This window comes from Streptomyces sp. NPDC030862 (assembly GCF_055571835.1).
In genome coordinates this window covers 247,833-269,810 of sequence record NZ_JBVIEN010000005.1, presented here as the reverse complement: position 1 = coordinate 269,810, position 21,978 = coordinate 247,833, and the positions used below count along the sequence as shown (strand labels likewise).

Annotated in this window: 21 protein-coding genes; 5 read left to right on the top strand and 16 right to left on the bottom strand. The window is 73.2% G+C overall.

What is annotated here, in order from left to right; all coding sequences use genetic code 11:
* Positions 1-111: 111 nt before the first annotated feature.
* The gene (locus ACZ42X_RS15690) at positions 112-987 is read left to right on the top strand and encodes an alpha/beta fold hydrolase (protein WP_468290140.1); all 876 of its coding nucleotides are present in this window, start codon (positions 112-114) and stop codon (positions 985-987) included.
* An 11-nt stretch (positions 988-998) separates the two neighbouring features.
* Here the strand turns inward: ACZ42X_RS15690 and ACZ42X_RS15685 are convergent, their stop codons facing one another.
* The 6 genes from ACZ42X_RS15685 to ACZ42X_RS15660 form a co-directional block, all read right to left on the bottom strand.
* Positions 999-2,441, bottom strand: coding sequence for an MFS transporter (locus ACZ42X_RS15685; RefSeq protein ID WP_468289409.1), 1,443 nt, complete (start codon positions 2,439-2,441; stop codon positions 999-1,001).
* A gap of 51 nt (positions 2,442-2,492) precedes the next feature.
* Positions 2,493-3,335, bottom strand: coding sequence for an SAM-dependent methyltransferase (locus tag ACZ42X_RS15680; RefSeq protein WP_468289406.1), 843 nt, complete (start codon positions 3,333-3,335; stop codon positions 2,493-2,495).
* A 54-nt stretch (positions 3,336-3,389) separates the two neighbouring features.
* Complete coding sequence (locus tag ACZ42X_RS15675; RefSeq protein WP_468289402.1) at positions 3,390-4,985, bottom strand: serine hydrolase domain-containing protein; 1,596 nt, start codon at positions 4,983-4,985, stop codon at positions 3,390-3,392.
* Positions 4,986-4,987: 2 nt separating this feature from the next.
* Entirely contained in the window at positions 4,988-6,013 is a 1,026-nt protein-coding gene (locus ACZ42X_RS15670; protein ID WP_468289399.1) for an LLM class flavin-dependent oxidoreductase, read from the bottom strand.
* A complete protein-coding gene (locus tag ACZ42X_RS15665) occupies positions 6,010-6,666 on the bottom strand; it encodes an HAD-IA family hydrolase (RefSeq protein WP_468289396.1) in 657 nt (218 codons plus the stop codon). The genes ACZ42X_RS15670 and ACZ42X_RS15665 overlap by 4 nt, the downstream gene beginning before the upstream one ends.
* A 67-nt stretch (positions 6,667-6,733) precedes the next feature.
* Complete coding sequence (locus ACZ42X_RS15660) at positions 6,734-7,900, bottom strand: DegT/DnrJ/EryC1/StrS aminotransferase family protein (RefSeq protein ID WP_468289393.1); 1,167 nt, start codon at positions 7,898-7,900, stop codon at positions 6,734-6,736.
* Positions 7,901-8,573: 673 nt separating this feature from the next.
* On the opposite strand from ACZ42X_RS15660, the gene ACZ42X_RS15655 reads away from it, so the two are divergent.
* Genes ACZ42X_RS15655 through ACZ42X_RS15640 form a run of 4 tightly spaced genes read left to right on the top strand, consistent with a single transcriptional unit; the run spans position 8,574 to position 12,107 of the window.
* Entirely contained in the window at positions 8,574-8,840 is a 267-nt protein-coding gene (locus ACZ42X_RS15655) for a phosphopantetheine-binding protein (RefSeq protein WP_468289390.1), read from the top strand.
* Positions 8,841-8,858: 18 nt separating this feature from the next.
* Complete coding sequence (locus ACZ42X_RS15650; RefSeq protein WP_468289387.1) at positions 8,859-10,241, top strand: alkaline phosphatase family protein; 1,383 nt, start codon at positions 8,859-8,861, stop codon at positions 10,239-10,241.
* Positions 10,238-10,687, top strand: a complete 450-nt coding sequence (locus tag ACZ42X_RS15645) for a type II 3-dehydroquinate dehydratase (protein WP_468289384.1) — start codon at positions 10,238-10,240, stop codon at positions 10,685-10,687. The genes ACZ42X_RS15650 and ACZ42X_RS15645 overlap by 4 nt, the downstream gene beginning before the upstream one ends.
* Before the next feature lie 46 nt (positions 10,688-10,733).
* Positions 10,734-12,107 (top strand): alkaline phosphatase family protein, encoded by a 1,374-nt coding sequence (locus ACZ42X_RS15640; RefSeq protein ID WP_468289381.1) that lies wholly within the window; start codon positions 10,734-10,736, stop codon positions 12,105-12,107.
* Positions 12,108-12,143: 36 nt separating this feature from the next.
* Here the strand turns inward: ACZ42X_RS15640 and ACZ42X_RS15635 are convergent, their stop codons facing one another.
* The 10 genes from ACZ42X_RS15635 to ACZ42X_RS15590 form a co-directional block, all read right to left on the bottom strand.
* Positions 12,144-13,085: an ROK family protein gene (locus tag ACZ42X_RS15635; RefSeq protein WP_468289379.1), complete on the bottom strand. Its 942-nt coding sequence runs from the start codon at positions 13,083-13,085 to the stop codon at positions 12,144-12,146.
* A gap of 26 nt (positions 13,086-13,111) precedes the next feature.
* The gene (locus ACZ42X_RS15630; RefSeq protein WP_468289376.1) at positions 13,112-13,510 is read right to left on the bottom strand and encodes a VOC family protein; all 399 of its coding nucleotides are present in this window, start codon (positions 13,508-13,510) and stop codon (positions 13,112-13,114) included.
* Between the two features lie 58 nt (positions 13,511-13,568).
* Entirely contained in the window at positions 13,569-13,937 is a 369-nt protein-coding gene (locus tag ACZ42X_RS15625; RefSeq protein WP_468289373.1) for an MmcQ/YjbR family DNA-binding protein, read from the bottom strand.
* 210 nt (positions 13,938-14,147) lie between these two features.
* On the bottom strand, positions 14,148-15,080 hold the full coding sequence (locus ACZ42X_RS15620; RefSeq protein ID WP_468289370.1) for a transglutaminase-like domain-containing protein: 933 nt from the start codon (positions 15,078-15,080) through the stop codon (positions 14,148-14,150).
* Between the two features lie 13 nt (positions 15,081-15,093).
* Positions 15,094-15,465 (bottom strand): hypothetical protein, encoded by a 372-nt coding sequence (locus ACZ42X_RS15615; RefSeq protein ID WP_468289367.1) that lies wholly within the window; start codon positions 15,463-15,465, stop codon positions 15,094-15,096.
* 25 nt (positions 15,466-15,490) lie between these two features.
* On the bottom strand, positions 15,491-16,594 hold the full coding sequence (locus ACZ42X_RS15610; RefSeq protein WP_468289364.1) for an LLM class flavin-dependent oxidoreductase: 1,104 nt from the start codon (positions 16,592-16,594) through the stop codon (positions 15,491-15,493).
* The gene (locus ACZ42X_RS15605) at positions 16,591-17,784 is read right to left on the bottom strand and encodes a Gfo/Idh/MocA family protein (protein ID WP_468289362.1); all 1,194 of its coding nucleotides are present in this window, start codon (positions 17,782-17,784) and stop codon (positions 16,591-16,593) included. The genes ACZ42X_RS15610 and ACZ42X_RS15605 overlap by 4 nt, the downstream gene beginning before the upstream one ends.
* Positions 17,784-18,557 (bottom strand): SDR family NAD(P)-dependent oxidoreductase, encoded by a 774-nt coding sequence (locus ACZ42X_RS15600; protein ID WP_468289359.1) that lies wholly within the window; start codon positions 18,555-18,557, stop codon positions 17,784-17,786. Before ACZ42X_RS15600 ends, ACZ42X_RS15605 begins: the two co-directional genes overlap by 1 nt.
* Positions 18,557-20,863 carry an AMP-binding protein gene (locus ACZ42X_RS15595; protein WP_468289356.1) on the bottom strand — a complete coding sequence of 769 codons (2,307 nt, stop codon included), beginning with the start codon at positions 20,861-20,863 and terminating at the stop codon, positions 18,557-18,559. The genes ACZ42X_RS15600 and ACZ42X_RS15595 overlap by 1 nt, the downstream gene beginning before the upstream one ends.
* Entirely contained in the window at positions 20,856-21,968 is a 1,113-nt protein-coding gene (locus tag ACZ42X_RS15590) for a radical SAM protein (RefSeq protein ID WP_468289353.1), read from the bottom strand. Before ACZ42X_RS15590 ends, ACZ42X_RS15595 begins: the two co-directional genes overlap by 8 nt.
* Positions 21,969-21,978 lie beyond the last annotated feature (10 nt).

The following is a 21,978-nucleotide window of genomic DNA, read 5'->3' as shown; positions in this document are numbered from 1 at the left end:
CCCCGGCGCTCCCACGCCGGTAAGGCGACAATGCGTCCCCCGCGCGCCCCCTCTGATGGGTCATCATCAGACCTGGGACCCAGCGGAGGAGGCGGGGGCTTGCGACGTCGCATACGCACGGCGGACGGCCGGCATCTCATGGTGGAGCGCCTAGGGGACCCTCGGGGCCGTCCCGTCTTCCTGCTCCACGGCACACCGGGCAGCAGACTCGGTCCGGCACCCCGCGGCATGGTGCTCTACCAGCGCGGCATGCAACTCATCGCGTACGACCGGCCGGGCTACGGCGGCTCGGACCGCCTGCCCGGCCGGAGTGTGGCGGACGTGGTCCAGGACGTGACGGCCATCGCCGACGCGCTGGACCTGGAACGGTTCGCGGTGGTGGGCCGTTCCGGCGGCGCCCCGCACGCGCTGGCCTGCGCGGCGCTCATCCCCGAGCGGGTGACGCGCACCGCGGCGCTGGTGACGCTGGCGCCGCGTGACGCGGACGGGCTCGACTGGTTCGAGGGCATGGCCGCGTCGAACGTCATCGAGTACACGGCCGCCACCATCGACCCCGACGGCGTCGCCGCCCGCCTCACCCCCCGCGCCGACGCGATCCGCCAGGACCCGGTCCGGCTCCTGGACGACCTGCGCCGTGAGCTGACCGCCTCCGACCGGATGGTCGTCTCCGACGCGGGCGTCCGCTCGATGCTGCTGCGCAACTACCAGGAGGCGCTGCGGACGTCCGCGTACGGCTGGATCGACGACGCCCTGGCCTTCTGCAGCCCGTGGGGCTTCGACCCGGCGGACATCCCGGGCGAGGTGCTCCTCTGGCACGGCGAGCAGGACGTCTTCTCACCGGTGGGCCACTCGCGCTGGCTGGCCCAGCGCATCCCGGGCGCGACGGCGGTGCTGGAGCCGTCGGCCGCGCACTTCGACGCGCTGCACGCGCTGCCCCGCGTGCTGACCTGGCTCCTGGAGGAGCCCCCGGCCCGGCCGGTGCCCTGACGGGCCGGGGGTCACGGGGCCGCCGGGCTCCGCGGCGACCTGGGCAGCAGCACGATCAGCGCCATGCTCAGCACGATGGCCACCCCGGACCCGAAGAATGCTCTCGCATAGCCCGAGGTCAGCGCCTCCAGGCTGGTCCCGGCCGGGCCGGTGCGGCTCGCGGCGAGGGACGACAGGACCGACAGTCCGAGTGCGCCGCCCATGGTGCGCGAGGTGTTGACGAGACCTGCCACCACCCCCGCCTGCTGCGGGGGCACGCCCGTGGTGGCGAAGACGGACTGGAGGGTCATCATCACACCGGCGCCGAAGGAGAACGCGATGCCGGGGCCGAGCAGGGTGACCAGGAAGGTGCCGTCGGCCTTCATGGCCGCCTGCCAGAAGAAGCCCGCCGCTGTCAGCACGCCGGCGAGCGTGAGGAGCGCGCGTCCGCCGATCCAGCGCGTCATCCGGGGCGCGAGCTGGGCGGAGAGGATGACGGCGAGGGTGTGCGGCAACAGGGCGAGCCCGGTTTCCACAGCCGAGTACTTCAGCACGTTCTGCATGTACAGCGACAGGAAGAACCACATCGCGTAGAAGGCCATGCCGCTGACCAAGGTGATGACGTTGGCCACGGACACCGACCGCACGCGGAAGACCCCGAGGGGGGTCAGCGGTTCGGGCGCACGGCGCTCCACGGCGATGAACGCCCCGAGCGTGACGACACCGAGGAGCAGGAACGCGAGGGCCGGTGTGGAGCCCCAGCCGTGCGACTCCGTCTGGGAGATGCCGTACGCCAGGCAGCCCGCGCCGAGCGTCGCGAGGGCGGCTCCGGGAACGTCGAGCCGGCGGCGGCCCGCCTGCCCGGTCCTGCCCTCGGCGAGCCACAGCGCCGCCGCCGCGATCACGATCAGCCCCAGCGGAACGTTGATCAGCAGGACCCAGCGCCAGGAGAGGTAGTCGGTGAGCACGCCGCCGATGACCCCGCCGGCCGCGCCGCCTCCCGTTCCCACGGCCGTCCACGTCGCAATCGCACGGACGCGTCCGGTGCCCTCCGGGAAGCTCGTGGTGAGGATCGTGAGGGTGGCGGGCGACAACACGGCCGCGCCGAACCCTTGCAAGGCGCGGGCCACGATGAGCATCCACGGCGAGGTCGCCAGCCCGCCCAACAGGCTGGCCGCCGTGAAGACCCCGAGCCCGAAGACGAACACACTCTTGCGCCCGAAGAGGTCTGATGCGCGGCCGCCCAGTAACAGGAACCCGGCGAAGGTGATCACATAGGCGTTGACCACCCACTGCAGGCTTCCGGCCCCGATGCCGAGGCCCCCGCGGATGGACGGCAACGCCACGTTGATCACCGAGATGTCGAGGACGACGACGAACTGTCCCACGCACGCGGCGAACACGGCGATCCACGTGGCTCCGCCATCACGCTGCTCGCCCCGGGCGGAATCCGGTTCGGAAATCATGTGTGACATGACTCGCCATCCTGCCGGTGCCTCCGGAGCGGGCGACTGCATCCCGCCATCTCAGCGAACGGGCCGCACGGCCACGACGAGCAGATGACCGAACTCCTTGACGTCCGTCATGTCCGCCGGATTGAACTGCTCGACCAGCTCTCCCCCGTAGTCGGCGGCCAGTTGCTGTGCGGAGCTGCTGATCCGCGCGGACAGCTCGATGAAGGTGCGGCGCAGGGTGGGCTCACTGATGTCGGTCAGCTCCTCGAACCACAGCCCGGCCTGGCGCAGCAAGGGCGGGTAGTCCTCCGCCTGGACCATCGTCATCATGAACTCGCGCAGATACCGCTCGACGGCGGGCCGCCCTGTGTCGGGGATCGGCGCGCGTTCGAAGAAGTCGGTGAGCACCAGCCGCCCGCCCGGCCGCAGCACCCGGGCCACCTGGCGCAGGACGTGGGCGCGGTCGGGCATGTGGATGATGGATTCCAGGGCGATGACGGCGTCGAAGGACTCTTCGGTGAACGGCAGGTCCATCGCGTCGGCCCGTTCGAAGCGGACCCGGCCCCCCAGGTCGTGTTCGGCTGCCAGCGCCGTGGCCCGCTCGACCTGTTTGTGGCTGATGGAGATGCCGGTGACGTCCGCCCCGGTGCGGCCGGCGATCCGGAGGGCGGGGCGTCCCGTGCCGCAGCCGAGGTCCAGCACCCGGGAGCCGGGGCCGATGCGCAAGCGGTCCGTCATGAGGTCGGTCAGCCGGTCGGTCGCCTCCTCCAGCGGGACGGGGCTGTCCGGGGTGTCCCAGTATCCGAAGTGCAGATTCTCGCCCAGTGTGGCACTACCGAGGTCGGTATAGCGGTCGTAGAGGCGGCCGACCTCGTCGGGGACGGGAAGGGTGGGCGGAGCGGGCTGCTGTGCCATCGGACGCCTTTCTGGAGTGACGGGAAGCCGGGGCTGTGGAGGGTTGCTGTGGTCTCAGGTGAGTTTGAGGTCCTGGTAGACGGCGTCGGCGATCCGCAGGATGCGTTCGCGGTGGCGCTCGTGCTCCACCTTGCCGTTGAGGTGGACGGCCACGGTGAGGCGGGCCTCCGGGTCGGCGAAGACGACGGCGGTCCACAGCCCGTCGTGGCCGAAGGCGCGCGGGGAGGCATGACGCGAGAAGCTCGTGTACTCGGGGCCGAGCGAGCGGCATTCGAGACGGAGACCGAAGCCCCAGTCGGCGTTGCCGTACCGGTCCGTCAGTCCGGTGCGGTGACGGGCGGTGAGAGCGGCCACGGTCGCCGGTGCCAGGACGCGTCCGCCGGGGGCGGTCCCGCCGTCCAGCAGCATCTCGAACAGGTGGCCGAGGTCGCTGAGGGGGCCTCGGGTGTTCACTCCGGGGACGCAGCGGGTGGTGGCGCCGCGCGTCGACCAGAAGTAGGTGGGTTGCGGTGCGTCACCCAGATTGGAGACATGGATGAGCGGGAGCCGGTCGCCGTACGCGGCATAGTCCTCGGGGGTCAGACACACCCGGGTGTGCTCCATGCCGCAGGGGCGCAGGATCTGCTGTTCGACGTAGGGGACGTAGTCGCGGCCGTCGATGGCGGGAAGCAGGCGGGCCAGCACGAACCAGGCCCACCACTGGCTGTAGTTGATGCCCGGACGGTCCCCGGGGGGCCTGGGCGGGACCTGCACGGCGAGGGCGCGCCGCAGCCGTTCCGCTTCCGGGCCCGTCACCACCCCGTGCAGCGGGTCCAGGCCCGTGGGCACCGGTCCGGTGTGGCAGAGCAACTCCATCGAGGTGATGCGGGACTTGCCCCCGGTGCCGAACTCCGGCAGGTAGTGGGCGACCGGGCGATAGGGGTCGAAGTCCCCGGCCTCCCACAGCCGGCCGAGCGCGACCGACAGCAGGGGCTTGGCACAGCAGTACCACAGGGGTGCGGACCGCGCGGTCATGGCGACGCCGGGCCTGGCCAGGCCGAGGCCGACGTCGGCCAGGACCCTGCCGTCCTGGGAGGCGTAGAACTGTGCTCCCGGGGTGGACGTGCCCACCTCGCGGCGCAGCTCCCGCAGGGTGCCGGGGAGGGTGTCGGCGGCCCGGGCGAGGGCCTCGCGGCCGGTCTGGGATGTGCCGGTCCCCGCCTCCTCGGTCTTCGGTTCGTCCCACGGCACGTGTCCCGGGGGTGCGGCGGTGCCGGCGCGCAGGGCGGCGACATGGCCGCTGCGGTCGCGTTGCAGCGCCGCGTCGATGAAGAACAGCAGGCTGAAGTTGCCGGTGATCGTGACGTCGCCGCCTTCCAGCAACTCCGCGCGGGGCCGAGCGGCACCGAGGAGAAGGATGTACGCGGCTGTGTACGGGAGGGTGAGCAGCAGCCCGGGTGGCTCTCCGGTGGCCGGGGTGACCGCGAGCCGGCCGGCCTCGAGGTCGACGCGCACGTCGACCGTGGCGTGGACGCCGGGGGGCGGGTCGGTGACCGTCAGGCGGAGGGCGACGGTGCTGCGCCGGCCGGGGTCGGGTGCGGGTTGCAGCCCGGCGGCCAGGGATAGCCAGGCGTTCGTCAGATAGCCGGCGGTCGCGGTGGGCGTCGGCACGTCTACGCCTCCTCGGTGTCCGTGCCGTGGGCCGGCGCCGGCAGCCGCGGTGCGACGTCCTCGGCGAACCGGCGCAGGCTCTCGGTTTCCGGATAGTCGCGGAACCACAGGACGAACTCCGTCACCCCGGCGGCGGTGTAGCGCCCGGCGCGTTCGAGGATCTGCTCGACGGTCCCGTACAGACTGCGCCGGGCCAGCAGGTCGGGGTGGTGGCTCCAGAACGCCACCACGTGCGGGGTGGCGAGCCACCGGTCCCGGCTCAGCCGGTCCTCGAAGACCCGGCACTCGGCCACCAGCGCATGCTGCGTCCCGGCGGGGTCCAAGCCGAGCTTCTCCCGTCGCAGCCGGAACTCCCGGACGGCACGCGCCACTTCACCGGGCTCGCCCTGCCACTGCACGGCGGCGCACTGGCGGACCACCTCCTCCGGCAGCAGGCCGGTGGCGTCGGGGTGGGCCGCGTCCACCCGGATCACCAGGGGCAGTCGGGGCTGGACCGGGACGGGCACCGCGTGGGCACCCGCGAGCGTGAACGTTTCGCCGACGACGCTGGTGCGGGTGCCGGACCACAGGGCCCGCAGCGCCTCGATCGTCTCGGCGAGGGCGGGCCTGGTCTCGGCCCCGGAGCGGGCGGTGCCCGCGGCGACGTGTTCCGGCAGGTGGGGGGAGGTGGGCAGTCCCAGGGTGAAGCGGCCGCCGGAGATGATGTCGACGCCTGCCGCCTGCTTGGCGAGCAGGAGGGCGTTGCGGTGCGGCGGAGCCGCGCTGAGCAGTCCCAGGCCGATGTCCGGGACGGTCGCCGCGAGGGCGCCGAGCGCGGTCCAGCACTCGGTCACCGGCTGCAGTTCCCGGCGCGGCAGGGTGTCCGTGCGGTCTTCCAGCCACAGCGTGTCGTATCCGCAGGTGCGGGCCAGCGCCGCGGTGTCGGCCAGGGTCCGCCAGGCGGCGGCTCCGTCGAGCCCGGCCAGTTCGAGGTTGGTGCCCTGCGGGGCGACGACGCTGAAGCGCGGACGTGGGGCTTCGGTGCTCATCGGGCCGCCCCGCCGGGGACGAGCGCCAGCAGATCGGTGGGACGCTCCAGGACGAAGTCGGGGCGCTCCGCGCGCAGGGGATCCGGTGCGGTCTCCCCCCACAGCGCCGCCGCGGTGGCCGTTCCGGCGGCCCGGCCGCTCTGGATGTCGATGACGGCGTCCCCCACCATCACGGCGTCCTCGGGCCCGGCGCCGAGTCGGCGCAACGCCTCGCGGACGATGTCGGGCGCGGGCTTGGGCCGTGGAACCTCGTCGCTGCCGACGACCGTGTCCAGCAGCGGGAGCAGGCCCACCACCTCGAGGACGGTGCGCGCCCGTGCCCCGGACTTCCCGGTGGCGATGCCGGTGCGGATGTCGCACTCCCGCAGCCGTTTGAGCAACAGGGGTACGTCCGGGTACACCTCGACCTCGGCGATGAGCCGGTGGCTGGCCTCGACGAAGGGCTGCTCCATCTGCGGGGGCAGACCCATCAGGCGCATGATGTCCGGGAAGTAACGCCCTTGGTGGGTGCGGTACTCCGCGAACGGCGGCTCTCCCTCGCCCACGACCTCCCGGTAGGCGATGGCGAACGCCTGGCGCATGACCGCGAAGCTGTCGATGAGCACGCCGTCCAGGTCGAAGACCACCGTGCCGAACTCACGCTGAGCCGTCATCTGCTCCCCGTTCCGTGATAGGCCTGACAGAAGCGTCCATGTGCGCGGCGGATCGAGCCGCCGCGCCTCAGGTCCGGGCCACGACCTCGGCGAACACCTCGGCGAGCCGGTCCACGGTGGCGGCGTCGGCGAGCAGCACCCGGTGGTGCAGCCACACACAGTCGCCGCCGATCTCCTCGGCCACCGGGCAGCGCTTGCCGATCTCGTCGGCGTCGCCGGAGTACGGGCCCTGCCAGTAGCCGGCGGTGCGGTAGACCGGGGGGAAGCCGATGAACGCGGGGACGCCGTGCGCGTTCAGCGCGTCCACCACGGCGGTGCGGCGCTCGGGCGTCACGCCGGGGAGCCGCACCATGGCCATGTAGTGCGACTTCACGTCACACCGGTCGTCCCGGCCCTGCGGCACCACGCCGGGGATCCGTGCGAGCGCCGCCGTCAGTTGGCGGGAGCGCTGCTCGCGTACGGCGATCTGCGCCTCCAGACGGGTCAGTTGCGCCCGCAGGACGGCCGCCGAGAACTCGTTCATGCGGTAGTTGGAGCCCTGGGTGAGGTGAGCGTAGACCCGGTCGCCCGGCGGGCGTCCGCAGCCGTGCCGCAGATACGCCTGCCGGTGGCTCTCCTCGTCCGGCAGCAGCAGGGCGCCCCCCTCACCGGCCGTCATCAGCTTGCCGTTCTGGAAGCTGAACGCCGCCATCCAGCCGAACTCGCCCATGCGGCGGCCCTGCCAGCGGGCCGCGTGCGCATGTGCCGCGTCCTGGAGGACGGTGACTCCGGTCGCCTCGGCGAGTTTCGCCAGCGCGTCGAGATCCGCGACCTGGCCCGCCATGTGCACCGGCATGACGGCTTTGGTACGCGGGGTGATGAGCCGTGCCGTGGCCTCGACGTCGAGGCAGTAGGTGTCGGGGTGGACGTCGGCGGGCACCGGGACCGCCCCGAGCCGCTGGACGGCGAGCGAGGAGGCTATGAACGTGAAGGCGGGCACGACGACCTCGTCGCCGGGGCCCACGCCGAGGACGGACAGCGCCAGTTCGAGGGCGTGCGTGCCGTTGGTGGTGGCGACCGCGTACGGCGCCCCGTGCAGCTCGGCGAACTCCCGCTCGAAGGTGTCCACTTCGCTGCCGCCGTTGCGCCACCAGCCCTCCTGGTTCAAGGCGCGCAACAGACCCTCGCGTTCCTCGGCACCGGCTTGCGGCCACGCGGGGAACGTCAGGGTGGGCTGGGCCGGATCGGATGACATAGGTGTGCCTCTCGTCGTCTCGGTCGGTGTGCAGCGCGCACGGTCCGGCGACGACTCCCCGGGCGGCGTACCGGTCCGGCGGTGCACACGAGTCCCGGGCCGGGGGGCGAGCCCGTCGTTCGCGGCGCTGAGGCGGGGCCTCTCGTGGCGTCGCGCTGACGAAGGAGTCCGGGTCGGATTCCGACCCGTCGAGCTGCGCTGACGGAAACGGGCAGACGGTGGAGGGCGATCGGGGTCGCCCGGCGGTCCAAATCCTGCAAGCTCCACTGAACGGCGTCAACACCACGATGGAAGGGGCGAGTCCGCCGCGGTCCGCACGGTTGCTTTTCTGCCACCCCCACGGCCGCCGGACCCCGCCCGGGACGCCGCTGCACACCGGGGCGGGGCCGGTGTTCCCCGCCGTCGTACCCGCGTCGGAGGAATGGCCAGAATGCACACCTGATCCGAAATGCAAATCGCCTATCGTGGTGCCCCACCAGGAAAGCCGACGATGCCCCGGGCACATTTCCATGCCGCCTGCTCGCCGTTCCCCCAGGCCGGCCATTGTTCCGGGCCGGTCGACGGCTCGCACCGAGGGCGGCGCCCGCGCGGGCATCCCTGCTGCTCTCCTTCTGCCCGCCTTCCCCCGCACTCCGCTCGTCCGGTTCGCGTTTCCCCGAAAGGACGCTCCGAAGTGGAAGAGACAAAGGCCCGGTTGCGCAAGGTGCTCGTGGACTCCCTGGAACTGTCCGTCGAGCCGTCCGACATCCCCGACCACGGGCTCGTACAAGCGCTGGGACTGGACTCGATCAACACGATCGAGTTCCTGATCTGGGTCGAGAGCGAATTCGGGGTGGAGATCGCCGACGAAGACCTCTCGATCAAGCTGATCGACGACCTCGACCTGCTGGCCGCCTACGTCAACGACCGCGTGGACCGCAGCGGCACGCCCACCGCCTGACGAACGGAGACAGCAGACATGGCCGAGCGCGCCCTGATCATCGGGCTCGACGGAATGCCGCGCACCCTGCTGACCGAGCTCGCGGCGGAGGGGACCCTGCCTCGTATCGGCGAGCTGCTGGGCGAGGGGCACTGTGCCGAGCTACGGGCTCCGGTGCCGGAGATCAGCTCCACCTCCTGGGCCACCTTCCTCACCGGGACCAACCCCGGCCGGCACGGCATCTTCGGCTTCACCGACCTCGTGCCCGACGGGGACTACCGGGTCCACTTCTCGAATCTGCTGCAGCTGCGCCAGCCCCCGCTGTGGGCGCTGACCGCCGCGGCGGGCGGCCGTACGGTGTGCCTCAACGTGCCCGGCACCTACCCCGCGCCGGTCGCCGACTGCGTCGTGGTCTCCGGCTTCGTGGCGCCCCGGATGGAGAACGCGGTCACCCCGGCCCGGCTGCTTCCGGTGCTGCGCGGCTTCGGCTACGAGCTGGACGTCGAGGTCGGTGATGTGGCCCAGGACCCCGCAGGGTTCCTCGCCCGGGCGGTACGGGCGCTGCGGGCCCGCACCGACGCGATGGAGCACCTGCTCACCCACGAGCCGTGGGACCTGGGGGTGGCGGTCATCACCGAGACCGACCGGGTGCACCACTTCCTGTGGCGGGCCGTGGCCGACCCCGCCGACCCGCTGCACGGAGCCGTGCGGGACTTCTACCGGCTGGTCGACTCCTGCGTCGGCCGGCTCGTCGACCTGTGCCGGAACGAGGACGAGCTGTTCCTCGTCAGCGACCACGGATTCGGCCCCGTCGACCGGCAGTTCTACGTCAACTCCTGGCTGCGGGAGGCCGGTCACCTGGCCCCGCCGAGCGCCGCGCCCAAGCTCGCCGACGGACTCGACGCCCGCACCGGAGCCTTCGCCCTCGACCCCGCGCGGATCTACCTGCACCGCAAGAGGCGGTTCCCGGGAGGGGGGCTCACCGACTCGGAGGCGGACGAACTGGCCGAGGAGATCGCCGCCGAACTGACCGCGCTGCGCTGCGACGGGGAACGGGTCGGTGCCGATGTGGACGGGCCCCTGCTGGTCTCCGCGGTCTACCGGTCCGAGGAGCTGTACCACGGCCCGCTGACCGGCCATGCGCCGGATCTGCTGGCGCTGCCCGCGCCGGGCGTGCAGCTGCGCGGCGGCTGGGAGGGCACGGCCCAGGTGCGCACCGACACGCTGACGGGCACCCACACCCGCGACGACGCGGTGTTCTACCGGCGCGGCGCCCATGCCCCGCAGGCCGCCGACGGTGTGCCGCAGGAGCCGTACGACATGGTCGACGTGGCGCCGACCGTGCTCGCCTCGATCGGCATCCGGCCGCTGGGGCTCGACGGCGCGGTCGTCCTCGGCGTCGGCGAGGGGGAACGGAAATGAGCCATGTGCTGTTGCTCAACGGTCCCAACCTCGGCACGCTCGGCACCCGTCAGCCGGAGATCTACGGCACGACCACGCTGGCCCAGATCGAGGCCGAGGTGGCCAAGGAGGTCTCCGCCCGCGGCTGGGAGCTGGTCGCCGAACAACGCAACGGGGAAGGCGAGTTGATCGAGCTGCTCCAGCAGCACGGCGACGCGGTCGGCGCCCTGGTCAACCCCGGGGCGCTGATGATCGCCGGCTGGGGCCTGCGGGATGCGCTGGCCGACTTCACGCCGCCCTGGATCGAGGTGCACCTGTCCAACGTCTGGGCGCGCGAGAACTTCCGCCACGTGTCCGTCACCGCCCCGCTCGCCGCAGGCGTGGTCATGGGCATGGGCGCGCTCGGCTACCGCGTCGCCGCTCAGGCCCTCACCCAGCTCGTGCCCTCGGCGGGCGAGCCGGACTGACCCGCTGCCCCCGCCCCGACCCCGTCCCCCAGAGAGGGAGGAATGGATGCCCCAGCCCGGCAGGGTGGCCGTGATCGGACTCGACTCGGCGACGCCCCAGCTCGTGTTCGACCGGTTCGCCGAGGACATGCCCGTCCTCAGTGCCTTGCGGCAGCGCTCACTGTGGGGCCCGATGCGCAGCGTCGACCCGCCCATCACCATGCCGGCCTGGTCGTGCATGATGTCCGGCCGCACGCCGGGCGAACTGGGGGTGTACGGCTTCCGCGACCGCGCCGCCCACGACTACGGGCCGCTCGCCTTCGCCACTTCGCACAGCATCAGGGCGCCGCGGATCTGGGACGAGATGACGGCCGCGGGCCGGGACAGCGTGGTGCTGGGCGTGCCCGGCACCTACCCGCCGACCCCGATCCGCGGCGCGATGGTGTCCTGCTTCCTGGCTCCGTCGACCCGCGCCGAATACACCTCGCCGCCCGCGCTGCGTGACGAGTTGGAGAAGCTGACCGGCGGCTACGCACTCGACGTGGAGAACTTCCGCTCGCCCGAGCTGGAACGGGTCTCCCAGCAGATCTTCGACATGAGCGAGCAGCGCTTCCGGGTGGCCCGGCATCTGGCCACCCGCCAGGACTGGGAGTTCCTGTCCTTCGTCGACATGGGACCGGACCGGCTGCACCACGGCTTCTGGAAGTACTGCGATCCGGCGCACCCCCGCCATGAGCCGGGCAACCCCTACGAGAACCTGTTCCGCGACTACTACCGTGCGCTGGACCGGCACATCGGCGACTTCCTGGAGTGCCTGCCGGAGAACACCTCCGTCCTGGTGGTCTCGGATCACGGAGCTCAGCCCATGGTCGGCGGGCTGTTCATCAACGAGTGGCTGCGGCGCGAGGGGCTGCTCGTCCTGGCGAAGGAACCGGACGGGCCGACGCCGATGGCCAAGGCACACGTTGACTGGAAACGAACCACGGCATGGGCGGAGGGCGGCTACTACGGCCGAATCTTCCTCAACGTGGAGGGCCGCGAGCCCGAGGGCGTGGTTCCGGCGAGGGAGTACGACGACACCCTGGACCGCATCGCGAGCGCGCTGGAGCGGCTGCCCGACGACCAGGGCAACCCCATGGGCACCCGGGCCCTGCGCCCCCAGCAGCTCTACCCGGAGGTCAACGGCATCGCCCCCGACCTGCTGGTCTACGTGGGCAACCTGCGCTGGCGCGCGCTGGCCACCCTCGGCATGGGCGAGGGGCTGTACACCACCGAGAACGACACCGGCCCCGACCACGCCAACCACGGCGACACCGGCATCTTCGTCCTCGACTCCCCCGGCGTCACCCCGGGCCGGGCGGACGGGCTGTCGCTGTACGACGTGGCTCCGGCGCTACGGGAGCTGCTGGGCCTGCCGGGAGGCGGACGGCTGCCCGGGTGAGCCGGAAGGGCCAGGACCGGGAAGGGCCCGGGCCCGTCAGGACGACGGCCGGCCGGCACGGGAGCCGGCCGGCTGCGCCGTCCCTCCGGTGCGGGCCAGCAGGACGGCTCCGTGCAGGGAGGCGTCGGCGCCGTGGGCGGCGCGGCGGATCGCAGGGGGGTCGACGCCGGGGCGGGCCAGCCGCCGGGTCTCCGCACGGATGCGACCGAGCAGGCCCGGTGTGCCGTGGCCGAAGCCGCCGCCTATGCGGATCTGGCGGCACTGGAGGAGTTCGCCGAGGTTGACTGCCGCGACCGCCAGCGCCTCCGCCGTCCGCCGCAGCGGTTCGGTGGCCCAGGGGCGGTCCTCGGCGAGCCCGGTGCGGAAGGCCGCCGCGTCCACCGGGGCGCCGCGCAGGGCGGCGGCCCGGGCGAGGGTCGCGGTGCCCGAGGCCACGGCCTGCAGGCAGCCGGCCCGCCCGCAGACGCAGGCGGCGCCGCCGGGATCGATCACCATGTGCCCGATCTCGGCGGCGCCGCCGAACGGGCCGGTGTGCAGCCGTCCCCCGAGGACGATGCCGCCGCCCACTCCGGTGCCCAGGCCCAGATAGGCCAGGTCGGGCACGCCGGTGCGGGCGGCCTCCGCGAGGGCGGCCAGGTTTCCGTCGTCCTCGTGGAGCACGGGGATCCCCGGCAGCACCCGCCCCAGCAACGCGTCGAGGCGCAGCCCGGTCCAGCTGGGCCGGGAGGGCCAGGCGGTGATCCTGCCCTCCCGCACGGTGGCCGGCAGCGCGAGACCGGCCGCCCGTATCCCGGCGAGCCCCTCGGATGCGGCGTCGGTCGCGATCCGGGACACCGCGGAGGCGAGCGCGTCCAGATCGTCGTCGGCGCCGCCGTGCCGGGGCCAGGTGAACCTGAGCCGTGCCGGGGGCGCGGAGCCGGACCGCTCCAGGAGCAGCGCGACCTTCGTGCCGCCGATGTCGATCCCGAGGTAGGGCACCGACCGGCTCCCGCGGTGGCGGACGGTCAGCCGGCCAGCGGTGCGAACAGGTCGACCGCTGTGCCGTCGGGGTCGAGGACGATGGCGTAACGCTGGCCCCAGACGGCGTCCCAGGGCGCGACGTGCCCGACGTAGCCCGCGTCGACCAGCTCGGCGTACTTCGCGTCGACGGCCTGCGCGTCGGGGAACTCGAAGGCGACGGCGAACCGGTGGCTGCCGTTGGGCGCCTTCCACTCGGGGTCGTAGCTGCGGACCGTGTCCACGGTGTCCCAGGCGAGCCGCACCCCGCCGGGCAGCACGGTCTCGACGTGCGGCTGCGCGTCGGCCTCGGCGGGGATGTCCATCCCGAGGCGGCGGTAGAACGCCAGGGCCTTGGGCATGTCGTCGACGACGATTCCGAAGAGGGACAGCTGAGGGACTGCCATGAGTGGTGCTCTTTCCTTTGGAGTCGGGCGAGTGGGGTGGGCGCGGGCGTTCCGGCGGTCAGCCGCGCTGGAGCCGCAGGCGCTCGCGCACCGCCTTCGGCAGGCCGGACACCACACGGTCGTAGGAGTGCTCCACCATCTCCTTGAGTTCGGGCGTCGGGACGGTGGAGTCGAGCAGGACCGTGTTCCAGTGCCGCTTGTTGACGTGGTAGCCGGGCCCCACGGCGGGGTACTGGTCGCGCAGGTGCAGTGCCAGGTCGGGTTCGCACTTCAGGGTGACCTGTGCGGGCCGCGCGTCCGTGGCGTCCTGAAGGATGGCGAACACCTTGTCCTCGACCTTGAACACCGTGGCGCCGGGGCCGAAGGCCTCGTCGTCCTTGGCACTCGGCAGGTCCAGGGCGAAGTCCGACAGTTCTTCAGGCGTCATGCCCGTCCTCTCGTCGCGGATGGGGTCGGCGACGTGCCGGGGCGCACGCAGCCGACGGAGTCCGGCACTCCGGTGGCGTCCGCCAGCCTAGGCCTTCCCCGCGGCCGTCGCGCCCAACGCGCCTGCGGTCCGAGCACGATGACCGAAAAAGACCGGCACTGCGCCGGGAGTCCGCGATCCTTCGCCCGGACGCCGCCGCACCCGGCCCGGTCAGTCGGTCCGTTCCGTCGGCAGTGACACCTGCGCCCAGATGCCACCGTGGCTCACCACCTTGGTGAAGCGGCCGGTGAGGCGGTGGAAGAGGGCGCCGGGGGTGTCGTCGGGAGGGAAGGCACCCGGGTCCAGTCCGGCCCACTGGTTCAGGGCCCGGACGAGGAGTGGGTCGACCGGCACCCAGACCCCGTCGATGCGGAACTCCGCCCAGCAGTGCGGCGTGGAGTACGGGGTGGCCACCAGCAGGCCGAAGGAGAACCGGGTCTCCAGGCCGCGCCGGCCGCCCTCGTGGACCAGCCAGGCCGCGGCGCCACCGCAGTCCGACATGCGGGTGCGCCACATGAACTCGGGGTCCCAGCGCACCGCCTCGGGCAGCAGGAAGAACCCGATGTCCGCCACCTCGCGGAGCAACTCCTGTACATCCGCCGGAAATGCGGGCCAGGCGCGGGTGGCGGGGGCCGCATGGAGCTCCCCGAGCCGGGCCTCCGCCGCGGGCCCTACGACCTGGCGCCGCCGGCCGTCGAGCAGGACGCCGTAGCGGCAGGTGCCGGGGTGGCCCGGGGCCGGGCAGGCGGAGACCACCTGGACGCGGTGGCCCGGCGTCTGGTCGAGCGCGGTCTGCCAGGCCTTGGCCCACGCGCGCATGGACCGGCGCTGCACCGAGAGCCGACCCAGGTGCAGGGCCGCGTTGCCGAGGTCGTAGGCGTCGTAGAGCCGTTCCTCGCCCACGCCGACGTGCGGGACGCCGGCGGCGGTGAGGGCGGCCAGCAGGTCGGGGCGGATGCCGTGCACACGTCGGGCCTGCGCGGGCGTGACCGAAAAGCGCCGCTGCCGGTCGGGCACCTGGCGCAGGCGCCGCACGAGGTCCTCGATGCGCTCGGGTTCGGGGAGCTGCCGCTCGCGCGGATCGCTGCTGACGGGCGTCACCATGGGCCGGCCTCGGTCAGTCGATGTAGCCGAGGGCTTCGAGACGGCGGGCCACCTCGTCCTCCTCGTCGGGGCTGTAGGGGGCGGCGGGTGCCGGCGGCAGCCCGTGCCGCTCCAGCTCCCTCAGGAGGCGGTCCAGCGGATCCGGCTCGCCGGGCGGGACGACGATCGGCTCGGCGCCGCGCGGCCCGCCGGTCACCTCGACGACGAGGCCGGCGGCGTCCGGGCCGAGGGCGGCGCGCAGTTCGGCGGGCACGGCCGGGCCGGTGAGGACGGTCGCCCGGGCACCGCGCTGCGCGACGACGTCGGTGAGGCGCCGGGCGAGCGCCTGGCGGGCGGCGGTGTCACCGTCGGCGAAACCGACCAGGACACCGTCGCGTTCGGTCATGGAGGGCAAGGCTGATCCCTGGGGTTCAGGAGACGGCGACGCTCGGTTCGGCCGTCTCGGTGGGCTGGTACGGGGAGAACGCGGCCAGCTGCGGGACGACGTCCCGGGCGAACAGCTCCATGGAGCCGATCGCCACGTCGCCGGTGATGTCACCGAAGACGAATTCGCCGAAGAGCGTGTTGAAATGCCCCTCGCGGGCGGCCTCGGCGAGGCGGTCGGCGACCGTGCGCGGGGAACCGACGAAGATCAGGTTGTGGTCCATCAGGAACCGGAAGTCGTGGCAGCCGGCGAGGATGTCGGCGGTGCTCAGGCCGCTCGCCGGGGCGGGCCGGTCGGCCGAGCGGCGCACCGCGCCGTAGCGCAGGGTCTCGACGAAGGTGCGGGTCGCCTGCTCGGCCGCCCGGGCCTCGGCCTCGGCGTCCGTCTCGGCCACGTGCACGAGGCTCCAGTAGCCGATGTTCGGCACACCCGGTTGCCCCTCCTTGCGCCACCAGTCGACGTAGTGGCGGTAGACGACGCCCATGGCCGCCCGCGGCACGATCATGGTCGAGCAGGTGTGGCCTCCGGTCTTCGCCAGGTAGCGCAGGGTCGCGCGGTCCGTGGTGGGGATCCACAGCGGCGGGTGGGGGCTCTGCTCGGCGCCGAACGACAGGTTGACGTCGCGCAGGCGGTGCACCGGCCCGTCGAAGTCGAAGGCACCCTTGCTGGTGAACGCGGCGCGCAGCAGGTCGGCGCACTCCCGGGTGCGCTCCTTGCGGCCGGCGAAGTCGGCGCCGAAGGGCCTGAACGGCTGATCGCTGACCCCGGAGGCGAGTCCCACCTCCAGCCGGCCGCCGAGCAGGTGGTCGAGGGTGGCGGCCTGCTCCACGATGTGCAGCGGGTGGTGCAGCGGCGGCACCCAGCCCATCGGCCCCACCCGGATGCGCTCGGTGCGCAACGCCGCGCCGGTGCAGAACACCGCGGGCGAGGACATCCAGCTCTCCTCCGGGGTGCAGTGGTGTTCGACGGAGAAGGCGTAGTCGAAGCCGAGCCGGTCCGCCGCCTCGACCTCCTGCCACAGTTCCTCGTACCGCTGACGGACGGTGAGGTTCTCCCGTCCCCATACGTGGGTGAAGTACGCGAATTTCATGAGGCACTCCGGGTTTCCGGGGTCGTCGGGGCAGGGCCAGTGCGGCCGGCCGCCGCGTAGAGCCGGTCGACGCAGTGGGCGAGTACGCCGATCTCGGCGAGCGAGCCGCCCGCCCCGGTCGCGGAGCGCGCGGGGTCGGTGAGCCGCCGGGCCAGGTCGTCGACGAGTCGTTCGTACTCGATGCCGACGGGTTCGTCCGGCAGCGGTACCTCGGTGCGTTCGCCGCGCCGCAGCACGGTCAGAGAGGAGCGCGGGACGCGGTGCGGGCTGAAGCCGAAGGTGCCGCGCAGGACGGCGACGCCCTTGGTGCCCTCGACGGTGAGGGTGGTGCTGTCCACCGCCTGGTGCGAGGCCCAGCGTGCCAGGACGGAGACGGCGACGCCGGTGTCGGTGAGCAGGAACCCGCGCGCGGTGTCCTCCACCGGGTCACCCGCCGTGCGGGCCGAGGTGTCGCGGTCCCGGCCGCGCGGGCTCCAGTCGGCGGTGGCGCCGGTGTCCCCGAGCCAGTCGCCGGAGACGGCACCCAAGGCGGCCGTCACCCCCGGCCGTCCGAGCAGGTCGAGGCCGACGTCCAGCAGATGCCAGCCGAGGTCGAGCAGGGCGCCGCCGCCGGCCAGCCGGCGGTCGGTGAACCAGCCGTCGCGCTGCGGGATCCCGGACGCCCGGGTCCAGTCGAGGCCGAGGGCGCGCAGATCGCCGAGCGAGGGCAGCAGCGCCGCGAGTGCCTGCACGTCGGCGCGATGGCGGGCCGCGCTCCCGGCGTACACGCCCGCACCGCCTCGGGCGGCCTCGGCCAGGGCCCGCGCCTCGGCGGCGGTGCGACAGACCGGCTTCTCCACGAACACCGGGACACCGCGGCCGAGCAGGGTGCGGGCGACGGGCACATGGAGGTGGTTGGGCAGGGCGACGACGGCGAGGTCCAGGGGCAGGCCGATCAGGTCGTCCGGGCCGGTGCCGACGACGACGGCGCGTCCGGGCGGTACCAGGGCACGGGCCGCGGCCGGGTCGGCGTCCACGAGCGCCGTCACCTCGAACGCGGGGTGCGCCTCGAGCAGCGGCACCCAGACCGTGCGCGACACCCAGCCCGCGCCGAGGACGGCCGTGCGCAGGCGCGGTGCATCGGCCGTGCGCGGCTGGGGACGTTCGGTGGCCACGGTGGGGCCGGAGGGTGCGTGGGCCGTGCCGGACATCAGAAGCGTGCACCGCCGTCCACGACGAGGGTGTTGCCGTTCACGTACGAGGCCGCCGGGGAGAGCAGGAACGAGACCGCCGCGGCGACCTCCTCGGGTTCACCGAGCCGCCCGGCGCCGATGAACTTCAGCACGAGGTCGCGCTCCTCGGGCGAGAAGTCCATGACCTCGGCCCGGATGGCGCCCGGTGCCACCACGTTGACCGTGATGCCGTGCTTTCCGACCTCGCCGGCGAGCGAGGCGGCCCACGGCTGCAGGGCGCCCTTGGTCGCCGCGTACGCGCTGTGCCCGGGCAGGCCGCTGGTGCCGGCCCGGGAGCCGAAGAGGACGATACGGCCGTAGCGGGCACGCATCATCGGCTTCAGGCAGGCCTTGGCGAGGTTGACCGAGCCGGCCAGGTTGACGTCGAGCAGTTCGGTCAGGGTGTCGGTGTCGGTGGCCATGGCGAGGCGCCGGGTGCGCAGTCCGGCGGCGGCGACGAGGCCGTCGATCCGGCCGAACCGGTCGAGGGCGGCCGAGACGAGCGCGGACGGGCCGCCGGGCGCCGACAGGTCGGCCCGGACGGGCACGAGCGTGCCGCCGGCCTCCTCCACCTGGGCGGCCAGCTTGCCCACCCGGTCCTCGCCGCTGTGGTAGCCGGCCACCACGGTGGCGCCGAGTTCGGCGAGATGGCGGGCGCAGGCGCTGCCGATGGTCCCGGACGCTCCGGAGACCACGACGACTCGGCCGCGCTGTCCCATGGTTTCGGCGATACGGACGAGGGGATCGCCCATCAGTCGGCCTCCTTGGCTAGGACGAGATGGCAGGGGGAGCCTTCGAAGTGCAGGTCGCGGACGAGGTCCGCGCCCGCTTCGGCCAGGGCGGCGGTGAGCGCCGCGAGGGTGGGCCAGCGGGTGCCGCCGTGCGTGAGCCAGTCCAGCGCCAGTTCGGCGCCTTCGCCCGGCTCGCCGCCGGCGGTGCCGGAGGGCAGGAAGACATCGTCGACCAGGAGCAGGCCGCCGGGCTTCAGGGTCCGCAGCAGCGGCGCGAGGCGGGCGCCGCCGGCCGGGTCGTGGACGCTGTTGGCGACGACGCAGACGTCGGCGTCGCCGTGCGGCAGCTCCGGCCCGGTCGTGACCCGGCCGTCGGTGACGGCCGCGCGCACCGCTTCGCACACCGGGCCCGCGAGCCGGCCGGTCTGCCACAGGTGGCCGGTGGCCGTGGGGTCGGCGGCGAGCAGCCGCTCCAGGTAGCGGCCGGGTCCGGCGCTGACCTCCACCAGCCGGGTGCCGGGGCGCGGCCGGACCAGACGCAGCCCGACGGCGGTGCGGGCACGGGCGGAGGGACCGCTCATGGCACCTTGGTAGACACGCACCAACTCCGCGTCGTGCGGGCGCTGTTCGAACGGCCGGTGGGATACGCCCGTACGCGCCACGGCGGCCAGCGCCTCCCGGCTCACAAGATCGCGGGAGAGTCGTTTCTCCAGCTCCACGAAGGCGGCGAGTTCGTCGGCGGGGACCGCGGGGCCGTCGGGGTCGGGAGCGGTGGAGAGCAGGCCGAGGGACGTGGCGGTGTCCAGCAGCAGCTCCAACGCTCTCGTGTCGCAGCCGAGTTCGGTGCTGATGTCGGCGAGTTCGGCGCCCTGGGCCAGGGCGCTCAGGGCACCGAGGTCGTGGAGCGCGAAGAGCAGCTCGGACGCCTTGTAGGCGCGGGCGGCCCGCAGCGCGCGCGGGGTGAGGCGGTAGCGGACGGGGGCGGCGGCCTTGCCGGTGGCGGTCTTCGGCAGGGCGGTGCGCAGCACGAAGGTGTCAGGCACCTTGTAGGGGGCGAGGTGCCGGGCCGCGTGGAGGCGCAGCTCTTCCTCGCCGGTCGTGTCGTCGGACACGACGACCTCGGCGACCAGTCCGTCCTCGCCCTCGTGGGACCGGCGTCGGGCGGCGACCCGTACGTCCTGTACGCCGCCGTGGGTGCGCAGCACCGACTCGATCTCCAGGGGCGCCACCCAGCGGGCGCCGCGCCGGATGGCGGTGCCCTCGCGGCCGAGGATGCGCCAGTGGCCCTGCTCGGGCACGGCCAGGTCGCCGGTGTCGTGCCAGTCGGGCAGCACGTCGGTGCGGATCTGGAGGATTCCGGGGCCGTCCGCGGTCACGGCACGGGTGGTGCGGTCCAGGAGGCGGACACCGACCCCGGGCAGGGGGGTGCCCACGCACAGCGGCGGCAGCCCGGCCGGGCCGGAGAGGACCGCGCCCAGTTCGGTGGAGCCGTAGTTGCGGGCGAGCCCCACGCCGTAGGCCTCGCGGAACAGCGCGTCGAGAGGGCCGTCGACCGGACCCGCGCCCGCCATGGCGAGCCGCAGCCGGGGGGCCGGCGGGGCCGCTTCGGGTCCGGCGCGGCGGGCGCGCAGCCGCTGCCGGGTGGCCAGCAGCCGTGCGGTGGCGGGCACCAGCGCGACGACGGTGGCCCCGGTGGCGAGTGCGCGTGCCGTCTCGCCGAGTCCGGTGGGCGGTACGGGTTTCAGGGTGGCCCCGGTGAGCAGCGCGCCGCACATCCACCCGAGGGCGTAGGCGTGCGAGAGCGGTACGGGCAGCAGCAGGACGTCCCCGGCGGTGACGCCGACGCCGTCGCGGTAGCGGCGGGCCTCGGACAGCCAGCTCGCCTCGGGGCGCCAGACCAGTTTGGGGGCGCCCGTGGTACCCGAGGTGGGCAGCAGGACGCCGGGGCCGTCGTCGGCGGGGGCGCCCGGGGTGCCCTCGAGCCGGGGCGGCCGGCCGGGCCCGTCGGCGGGTGTCAGCACGCGTCCGCCGCCGGCCAGCTCCAGCAGTCTGCGGACCTCGGGGTCGGGGGTGTCGGATGCCACGGGCAGCGGCCGGGCGCCCGCGGCGAGCAGGCCGAGGAAGTGCACCACCCAGCCGGGTCCGTTGGGCAGCCGGAGCGCCACCGCCTCGCCCTCGGCACCCTGGGCCTTGAGCGCCTCGGCGAGCCGCTGCGCCTCGGCCAGCAGCCCGGCCGCGGTGCGGCCGGGCAGTACCTCGGTGTCCGGGGCGAGGCGCCCGACGGCGTCCAGGAGCGTGTCCGGTGCCCCTTCCGTGCCCTCAGCCATCGCTGCTCGCCAGGTAGTCGGCCTTGGCGCGCTCGATCATGCCGCGGATCCGGGGCGGGGCGTAGGTGGGGGCGGCACACAGCTCGTCGAGGGTGATCTCGTCCTCGAAGTACATGGAGAGCGTGTCCCAGGGGGTGAAGCAGCCGTGGCAGGCACCCAGCCTCGGTTTGGGCGCCAGAAGGGCCTGGTAGAGGCCGCTGGAGCCGAGCCGGTCGAGCAGGTGCTCGGACTCGTCGCCGAGGACGTTGCCCATGTCGGAAAACCAGATGTTGGGGCAGGGGGTGACGACGCCGTCACTGAAGCTGGAGACGACCAGCCGGGGCAGATGGCAGCGGAAGGTGCGCCTGCCCTCGTGGTAGAAGCTGAGCAGCCGGTCGAAGTAGGCGCGCGGCGGCAGGATCCGGCTGAACTCGGCGTGGCGCTCGGCGAGTTCCTCGATGTGGCCGATCTGGTCGCGGCGGACCGCGAACTTCTCGGCGTCCGGGCCGCGGACCGGGAAGGGGAAGAAGGTGGGCGCGGTGTCGAAGGCGGCGAGCCAGCCGGCGAAGTCGGACAACTCGCCGACGCTGCGGTCGTTGAGGACGCCGTAGATCTCCACCGGCAGGCCGGAGTCGAGGATCCGGCTGACGGCTCGGATCACCTTGGTGTGCAGCGACTCCGACTGCACGCGGTAGCTGTTGCCCGGGTAGAGGTGGCTGTCCAGGGAGACCTGGAGGACGACGTTGCCCCAGGACCGCATGCGTGCGAGGTGTTCGTCGGTGACCAGCACGCCGTTGGTCTGGATAACGAGGACCTCGTACCGGGAGGACTGCTCCTGGAGGAAGTCCATGATGCCGCGGACCAGGAAGATCTCCCCGCCGGTGACCTTGAGCAGCGGCAGGTCGAAGCGGTCACCGAGCCGGTCGGCGACGGTGTTGATGCGCCGGCCGAGGCCCGAGTCCGGGGAGTAGTGGTCGCGCTTGGGCGGGTCGAAGATGAGCTTGAGGGAGTGGCCCTCCTTGAGGTTGCTCTGCCCGGTCAGGCAGTAGGTGCAACTGAGGTTGCACGAGTCCTCGTTGATGACCAGGTCGTTGCCGATCAGCGGAAGCGGAGCGAGGGGCGGCATCTGCGGGTCC